Below are 7,174 nucleotides of genomic sequence, written 5' to 3' on the forward strand. Positions count from 1 at the left end.
GTTCGCCCGCGAGGCCCCGGGCCGCTGGCAGGCACTCCAGCGCCGGGCCGGCCCCAGCGTCGTCGCCTCCGACGCCGCGCTGTCGATCGTCGCCCTCACCGACGCCGTCCTGCGCGGCTACGACATCCCGCCGGGCGAGCGCGTGCACGTCACCCGCCTGCTCGGCAGCACCGTCAACGGCTTCCTCGCCCTGGAGCGCATCGGCAGCTTCGACCACTCCGAACCGAGCCCGGAGACCTCCTGGGACCGCACCGTCGTCGCCCTCGACACCCTCCTGCGCGCCTGGCCCGCCGTCCCGGACCAGCCCACCACCCCTTCACCAAGGACCTGAAATGCTCAGCACGCCGATCACCCCGCCCCTCGTGCACGGGGCCGCCGAGGTCGAGACCACGGACCGGGGCCTGCGCCCGCACCGCCTGCCGCAGTGGGCGCGTACCCAGTTCCCCGACCCGCACCTGCTCATGATGGAGGGCCAGCCCTCCGGCGTCCGCGTCGTGTTCACGACGACGGCGCGCACCGTCGCGCTCGTGACCCACCCGTCGCGGCTCGCCTACCGCGGCGCTGACCGCCCGCGCGGCAGCGTCGACCTGGTGGTCGACGGCGCCGTCGTGGCGAGCAGCCCGCTCGCCGGCGGCGACGTCATCGAGTCCGACCTGCGGACCGGCGCCACCGAGTTCCGGCCGGGCCTCTCGCACACCACGACCTTCGACAGCCTGCCCGACGGCGACAAGCGCGTCGAGCTCTGGCTGCCGCACAACGAGTCCGTCGAGCTGATCGAGCTGCGCACCGACGCCCCCGTGGCACCGGTCCCGCAGGACGACCGCCGCGTGTGGCTGCACCACGGCAGCTCGATCAGTCACGGCTCCAACGCGAGCACGCCCACCCAGATCTGGCCCGCGGTCGCCGCCCGCCTGGGCGACGTCAGCCTGCGCAACCTCGGCCTCGGGGGCAACGCGCTGCTCGACCCGTTCGTCGCCCGTACCATGCGGGACGCGCCGGCCGACCTGATCAGCGTCAAGCTCGGCATCAACGTCGTGAACCTCGACGGGATGCGGCTGCGCACCTTCGTGCCGGCCGTGCACGGGTTCCTCGACACGATCCGCGAGGGGCACCCGACCACGCCCCTGCTGCTGGTCTCGGCCATCTACTGCGGCATCCACGAGGACACGCCCGGCCCCGGCGCCGTCGACCCCGAGACGCTGGGCACCGACCAGGTGCGCTTCGTCGCGACCGGCCGCAGCGAGGAGCAGGCGCAGGGCAAGCTCACGCTGCGGGTCATCCGCGACGCGCTCGCCTCCGTCGTGGAGCACCGCGCCGACCCGAACCTGCACTACCTGGACGGCACCACGCTGTACGGTGCGGACGACGCCGTGGCCCACCCCCTGCCCGACGGGCTGCACCCCGACACCGCCACGCACCAGATCATCGGCGAGCGGTTCGCGGCGCACGCCTTCACGCCGGCGGGTCCGTTCGGGCAGCCGACGGCGCGGTGAACTCGGCCGCCGTCACGAACCGCCCGTCCTCGACGCGCACGGAGAGCTCGCCGCCCTCGTCCGCCACCCGGCGCGCGAGGGTGGCGAGCCCGCGCAGCTCCGGCAGCGTGTCGTCCGCGACACCGTCGTTCACCACCGTGATGCCGTGCCCGGTGAGCTCGATGCGCACCAGCGTGGCCCGCGAGTGCCGCAGGATGTTCGTGGTCGTCTCGCGCAGCACCTGGGCCAGCAGGTCGATCGCCCCGGCGCCGGCCTCGGAGCGCCGGTCCACGCGCACGCGCATGCCGGCCGCCTCCATGAGGTTGCGCGCGTTCTCCAGCTCGGCGGACAGGTTGAGCCGGCGCTGCCCGTACGCGAGCTCCTTGGTCTGCGCGATCGTGTCCCCCACCAGGGCGTACATCTCGCTCAGCTCCTGCTCCACGCGCGCGGTGTCGGTGTGCACCAGCTTCTGCGCCAGCGCGATCTTCAGCTTGACCACGTGCAGGGTGTGGCCCTGGATGTCGTGCAGGTCGCTCGCGAACCGCATCCGCTCGCGCATGACCGCGAGCTCGGCGTCGCGCTCGCGGGCCTCCTCCAGCTCGGCCATCACGTCGTAGAACCCCTTGTTGGGGAACATCAGGCCGATCAGCACCGCGGTGACGCCGGTCGGGATGACGACGCTCGCGAGCAGCTCGGACACGCCGGGGTCGGCATGGCGGACCAGGCCCACCGCGCCGACGACGGCGACGTACGCGGCGATCCCGACCGCGGCGGCGGCCCGGTGCCGCGGGAGCTGCGCCACGCTCAGGCCGGAGACGACCGCGAGCGCGTAGTACGCCGCCTGCGGGTCGCCGCCGATCACCAGCACGCCGTAGGGCCACACGGCCCCGGCCACGAGGAGGCAGGGCAGCGCGACCCGGTTGATCTGCCCGACCGTCCAGCGCTCGAAGGCCACGACGACCGCCACCATGCCCAGCCCCAGGACGACGACGTCGAGCACGGTCTGCGCCTGACGCACGAGCAGGAGGACGCCGACGGCGACCAGCAGGGGCAGCATCATCGACAGGTTGAGCGCGCGGAACCGCCGGCGCGAGACCTGCGTCGAGTCGGGCGACCACGGGGCGGCCGGGAACCGGCGGAGCACCGGGCGAGCAGATCCAGCGGTCATGTGGTGGGTCGTCTCGTCGATCGGCAAGGGCCCTCCCAGTATGGTCTCGCCGTCGACCGGCGCAGCAGTGACGCCGTGTCACACGTTCGGCCCACGGATGTCACGCCCGAGACCTGACGCCAGCACACTGTTCGCGGCAGGCCGCAGCGGGTGTGCTGGGGGCATGACGACAACCCCCGCCATCGACATCGACCGGCTGAACATCACCTACGGTGACTTCCACGCCGTCAAGAACCTCTCGTTCCAGGTGGAGCAGGGCGAGCTGTACGCGCTGCTGGGCACCAACGGCGCGGGCAAGACCTCGACCCTGGAGGTCGTCGAGGGGCACCGCAAGGCGTCGTCAGGCACGGTCCGTGTGCTGGGCAAGAGCCCGGGCGACCGCCGCGCGGTGCGGCCCCGCATGGGGATCATGCTGCAGGAGAGCGGCTTCTCCCCCGATCTCACCGTCGCCGAGTCGATCCGGCTGATCGGCCGGCTGAGCGGGCGCACCGACTCGGAGCGGCGGGTGCTGGGCGTCGTCGACCTGACCGGCAAGGCCGACACGCGGGTCTCCCAGCTCTCGGGCGGCGAGAAGCGGCGGCTGGACTTCGCCACGGCCGTGTACGGGCGCCCCGAGCTGATCTTCCTGGACGAGCCCACCACCGGGCTGGACATCCAGTCCCGCGACGCGCTGTGGGACGCCGTCGAGCAGCTGCGCCACGACGGCTCGACCGTCGTGCTGACCACCCACTACCTGGAGGAGGCGCAGCAGCGCGCCGACCGCATCGGCCTGATGCACCGCGGCACGTTCCGCCACGAGGGCACGGTCGCCGAGCTGACCCGCACCCTGCCGGCGGCCATCCAGTTCTCGCTGCCGCCGGGGGCGCCCGCGCCACTGGTGCAGGCCGGGCCGGGTCCGGACGGGTCGTACCTCATCGAGACGTTCGAGCTGCAGTCCGACCTCAAGCAGCTCCTCGACTGGGCCCACGCGCACGAGGTCGAGCTGCTCGGCCTGTCGGCGGCGCCCACCCGGCTCGACGACGTCTTCCGCGCCATCGACGCCGAGCCCGTCCCGGCCGCGCCCGCCGCCTGACCACCGAACCGCAGAAACGGATACCCGCGCCATGTTCTCCATCGCACGCAGCGAGCTGACCCAGATCTTCCGCAACCGGGCCGTGCTGATCACCAGCCTCATCATGCCGGTGGCGGCGGCCGCCTTCTTCATCCGGTTCCGGGAGACGTTCGGACAGATCGGCAGCCTCGGCTACGTCGGGGCGGTGATCGTCTTCACGATCGCGGCGTTCAGCCTCTACGCGACCACGGTGACCACGCTGGCGGCCCGCCGCCAGGACCTCTTCCTCAAGCGGCTGCGCTCCACCGCGGCGAGCGACGCGTCCATCCTGACCGGCCTGGTGCTGCCGGTCACGGTCATCTCCGCGGTCCAGGTGGGCGTGATCCTCGGTGTGTTCGCCGTCCTGAGCGACGGTCCGGCCGACGTCCCGCTCCTGGTACTCGGCGTCGTCGCGACGTTCGTGATGATGCTCGCCCTGGGACTCGCGACGGCGGGGATCACCAACTCCCCCGAGCACGCGCAGGTCACCTCGCTGCCGCTGAGCCTGGGCGTCGTCGCCGTGACGAGCTGGGTCGGCATCACCGGCACCCAGGACCTCACGCTGCTCAAGCGGCTGCTGCCCGGCGGCGCCGCCACCGAGCTGATCGTCAACGCCTGGAACGGCGGCGCCCCGCTCGGCGACTCGCTGGTCCTGCTCGCTCCGACGCTCGCCTGGGTCGTCGTGGCCGTCGCGCTCGCCCTGCGCATGTTCCGCTGGGAGCCGCGGCACTGATGCCGGACGGACAGCAGACCGCCCCGCCGTCCGCCCCTCTTGCGGGAGCGGACGGCGGGTCGGTCTGCGTGGCGGGTCAGCTCACCTTGCGGCGGTAGCTCGCGATCGCGAAGACGTAGGCGATCACGAGCACGCCCACCAGCCAGGCCAGCGCCACCCAGATGTCGGTGCCGACGGGCTGCTGGGCGAACAGCGCCCGGATGGTGTTGACGATCGAGGTCACGGGCTGGTTCTCCGCGAACCAGGCGACCGGGCCGGGCATCGTCGAGGTGGGCACGAAGGCCGAGCTGATGAACGGCAGGAAGATCAGCGGGTAGCTGAACGCGCTGGCGCCGTCGACCGTCTTGGCGGAGAGCCCGGCTATCACGGCGAGCCAGGTCAGGGCGAGGGTGAACAGGACCAGGATGCCGGCCACGGCGAGCCAGTCCAGCAGCGAGGCCCCGGTGCGGAAGCCCATCAGGAGCGCGACGCCGATGACGATCGCGACCGAGATCAGGTTGGCCACGAGCGACGTGAGCACGTGTCCCCACAGCACGCTCGACCGGGCGATCGGCATGGACTGGAAGCGCTCGAAGATGCCGCCCTGCATGTCCAGGAACAGCCGGTAGGCCGTGTAGGCGATGCCGGACGCGATGGTGATCAGCAGGATGCCCGGCAGCATGTAGTTGACGTACGACTCGCCGGTGCCCGTGTTGATCGCGCCGCCGAGCACGTAGACGAACAGCAGCATCAGCGCGATCGGGGTCACGGCCGTGGTGATGATGGTGTCGGGGCTGCGCAGGATGTGGCGCAGCGAGCGGCCGGTGAGCACACCGGTGTCGCTCAGCACGTGGGAGGTCATCGTGATTCCTTTCCTGCCGCGGCGGCGGCGCTGGTCTCGGTGGTCTGCTCGGCGGGGTCGGGCTCGCCGACCAGGGTGAGGAACACGTCCTCGAGGGAGGGCTGCTTCTCCACGTACTCGACCTTGGCGGGCGGCAGCAGCGCCTTGAGCTCGGCCAGGGTGCCGTTCTGGATGATGGTGCCCTTGTGCAGGATCGCGATCCGGTCGGCGAGCTGCTCGGCCTCGTCGAGGTACTGCGTGGTGAGCAGCACCGTGGTGCCGCCCTGCGCGAGCTGCTTGACGGTCTGCCAGACCTCGATGCGGGCCTGCGGGTCCAGCCCGGTGGTGGGCTCGTCGAGGAAGATGATCGGCGGGTTGCCGATCAGGCTCATCGCGATGTCCAGCCGGCGCCGCATGCCGCCCGAGTAGGTGCCGGCCCGGCGGCCGCCCGCGTCGGTGAGCGAGAACCGCGCCAGCAGGTCGTCGGCGACGGCGCCGGGGTCGGGCAGGTGCCGCAGCCTCGCCACGAGCACGAGGTTCTCCCGGCCCGTGAGGATCTCGTCGACGGCGGCGAACTGCCCGGTCAGGCTGATCGACTCGCGCACGTCGCCCGGCCTGGCGGCGACGTCGTAGCCGTGCACCGTCGCGGTGCCAGCGTCGGCCCTGAGCAGCGTGGAGAGGATCCGCACGAGCGTCGTCTTGCCGGCGCCGTTGGAGCCGAGCAGGGCGAAGATGGTGCCGGGCGTCACGTCGAAGTCGACGCCGCGCAGCACGTGCAGGTCCTTGAACGACTTCTCGATGCCCTGCACGTGGATGGCGGGGGCCTGTTCGGTGGTCATGTCCAGCTCTCCTTCTCTGGGGTCTGGTGCTCTGGGATCTGGTGCTCTGGGATCACGGGCGGCGGACGATGATGTCGCCGTAGCCGGTGCTGGCGTGGACCTCGGCCGTCGACTCGTTCTCGACCGGTCCCTCGGTGGGGGTCAGGTGGTTGCGGACGCTGCCGTGCTCGGAGGCGACGTCGAGGTAGGCGGCCACCCCCTCGGGCACGCCCACCTCGATCGAGCCGTAGGAGGTGGTGAGCGTGGCGCTGCCGGACTCCAGGTTGTTGACCCGGATGCCGGCGTGCGCCGACTTCACGGTGACGGTGCCGCGCACCTGGCTGACCAGGATCTCGGCGTGGGCGCCCTGCACGTGGAGGGTGCCGGTCACGGAGCCGACGGTGGTGGTCCCGTTGCTCGCGCGGATCGTGGTGTCCCCGGCGACCTCGTCGACGCGCACCGAGCCGGCGCTCACCTTGATGTCGGTGGGGCCGTCGGCGCGGCGGACGGTGACGGACCCAGCGGACGCCTTCAGGGCGATCCGGCCGGCGTCCTCGACGCTGGCGTTGCCGGCCGAGAGCGTCATGTCGACGGCGCCGAGGAAGCCCTCGGCGTACAGCGAGCCGGTCTTGCCGCGCAGCTCGGAGCCGGTGGGCACCTCGATAGTGATGTCGGCGGTGCCGGCCGCGAACGGCAGCACGTACTGCTTCCACGAGTTCGGGTAGGTGATGGTGACCGCGTCGCCGTCGCGCTCGACGCGGATCTCCTCGGCCGCGCGCACGCTGCCGGACTTCTTGTCGGTGGGCAGGACGGTGACGACGACGTCGTCCCGCTCGGCGGCGACCACGTGCAGGTTGCCGAACGGCACGTCCACGACCACGGGGACGGGGTGGGGGGCGGGGAAAGTGGGCATGGCAAGGCTCCAAGGTGGTGGGTACGGCGGGAGAGAAGGTGGGTGTGGTGTCGACGTGGTGTCAGGTACCCCGTCGGGTGGTGCCGCGGCGAGCGGTCAGCGCACCCAGCCGGTCACGCGGCTGTTGGCGCGCTGCTCGGTGCCGGGCGGCGCGGCGGGA

Annotated in this window: 8 protein-coding genes; 4 read left to right on the forward strand and 4 right to left on the reverse strand. The window is 72.0% G+C overall.

Going from position 1 to position 7,174, the window contains the following annotated elements:
• The coding region (locus tag PROKR_RS36565; RefSeq protein ID WP_036970849.1) for a TetR-like C-terminal domain-containing protein at positions 1-331 on the forward strand (331 nt) is incomplete at its 5' end.
• 1 nt (position 332) lies between these two features.
• A complete protein-coding gene (locus tag PROKR_RS36570) occupies positions 333-1,493 on the forward strand; it encodes an SGNH/GDSL hydrolase family protein (RefSeq protein ID WP_036970851.1) in 1,161 nt (386 codons plus the stop codon).
• Here the strand turns inward: PROKR_RS36570 and PROKR_RS28630 are convergent.
• Positions 1,453-2,640 carry a sensor histidine kinase gene (locus PROKR_RS28630; RefSeq protein WP_245606010.1) on the reverse strand — a complete coding sequence of 396 codons (1,188 nt, stop codon included), beginning with the start codon at positions 2,638-2,640 and terminating at the stop codon, positions 1,453-1,455. The genes PROKR_RS36570 and PROKR_RS28630 overlap by 41 nt on opposite strands.
• Before the next feature lie 163 nt (positions 2,641-2,803).
• On the opposite strand from PROKR_RS28630, the gene PROKR_RS28635 reads away from it, so the two are divergent.
• The gene (locus PROKR_RS28635; protein WP_036970854.1) at positions 2,804-3,712 is read left to right on the forward strand and encodes an ABC transporter ATP-binding protein; all 909 of its coding nucleotides are present in this window, start codon (positions 2,804-2,806) and stop codon (positions 3,710-3,712) included.
• Positions 3,713-3,743: 31 nt separating this feature from the next.
• Positions 3,744-4,463: an ABC transporter permease gene (locus tag PROKR_RS28640; protein ID WP_036970856.1), complete on the forward strand. Its 720-nt coding sequence runs from the start codon at positions 3,744-3,746 to the stop codon at positions 4,461-4,463.
• A 76-nt stretch (positions 4,464-4,539) separates the two neighbouring features.
• On the opposite strand, the gene PROKR_RS28645 is transcribed toward PROKR_RS28640, so the two are convergent.
• Genes PROKR_RS28645 through PROKR_RS28655 form a run of 3 tightly spaced genes read right to left on the reverse strand, consistent with a single transcriptional unit; the run spans position 4,540 to position 7,014 of the window.
• Complete coding sequence (locus PROKR_RS28645) at positions 4,540-5,304, reverse strand: ABC transporter permease (protein ID WP_020014845.1); 765 nt, start codon at positions 5,302-5,304, stop codon at positions 4,540-4,542.
• Positions 5,301-6,122: an ABC transporter ATP-binding protein gene (locus PROKR_RS28650; RefSeq protein ID WP_036970859.1), complete on the reverse strand. Its 822-nt coding sequence runs from the start codon at positions 6,120-6,122 to the stop codon at positions 5,301-5,303. Before PROKR_RS28650 ends, PROKR_RS28645 begins: the two co-directional genes overlap by 4 nt.
• A gap of 52 nt (positions 6,123-6,174) precedes the next feature.
• A complete protein-coding gene (locus PROKR_RS28655) occupies positions 6,175-7,014 on the reverse strand; it encodes a DUF4097 family beta strand repeat-containing protein (protein ID WP_036970861.1) in 840 nt (279 codons plus the stop codon).
• Between the last annotated feature and the right edge of the window lie 160 nt (positions 7,015-7,174).

It is taken from the genome of Promicromonospora kroppenstedtii DSM 19349 (genome assembly GCF_000515355.1).
Taxonomy (GTDB): domain Bacteria; phylum Actinomycetota; class Actinomycetes; order Actinomycetales; family Cellulomonadaceae; genus Promicromonospora; species Promicromonospora kroppenstedtii.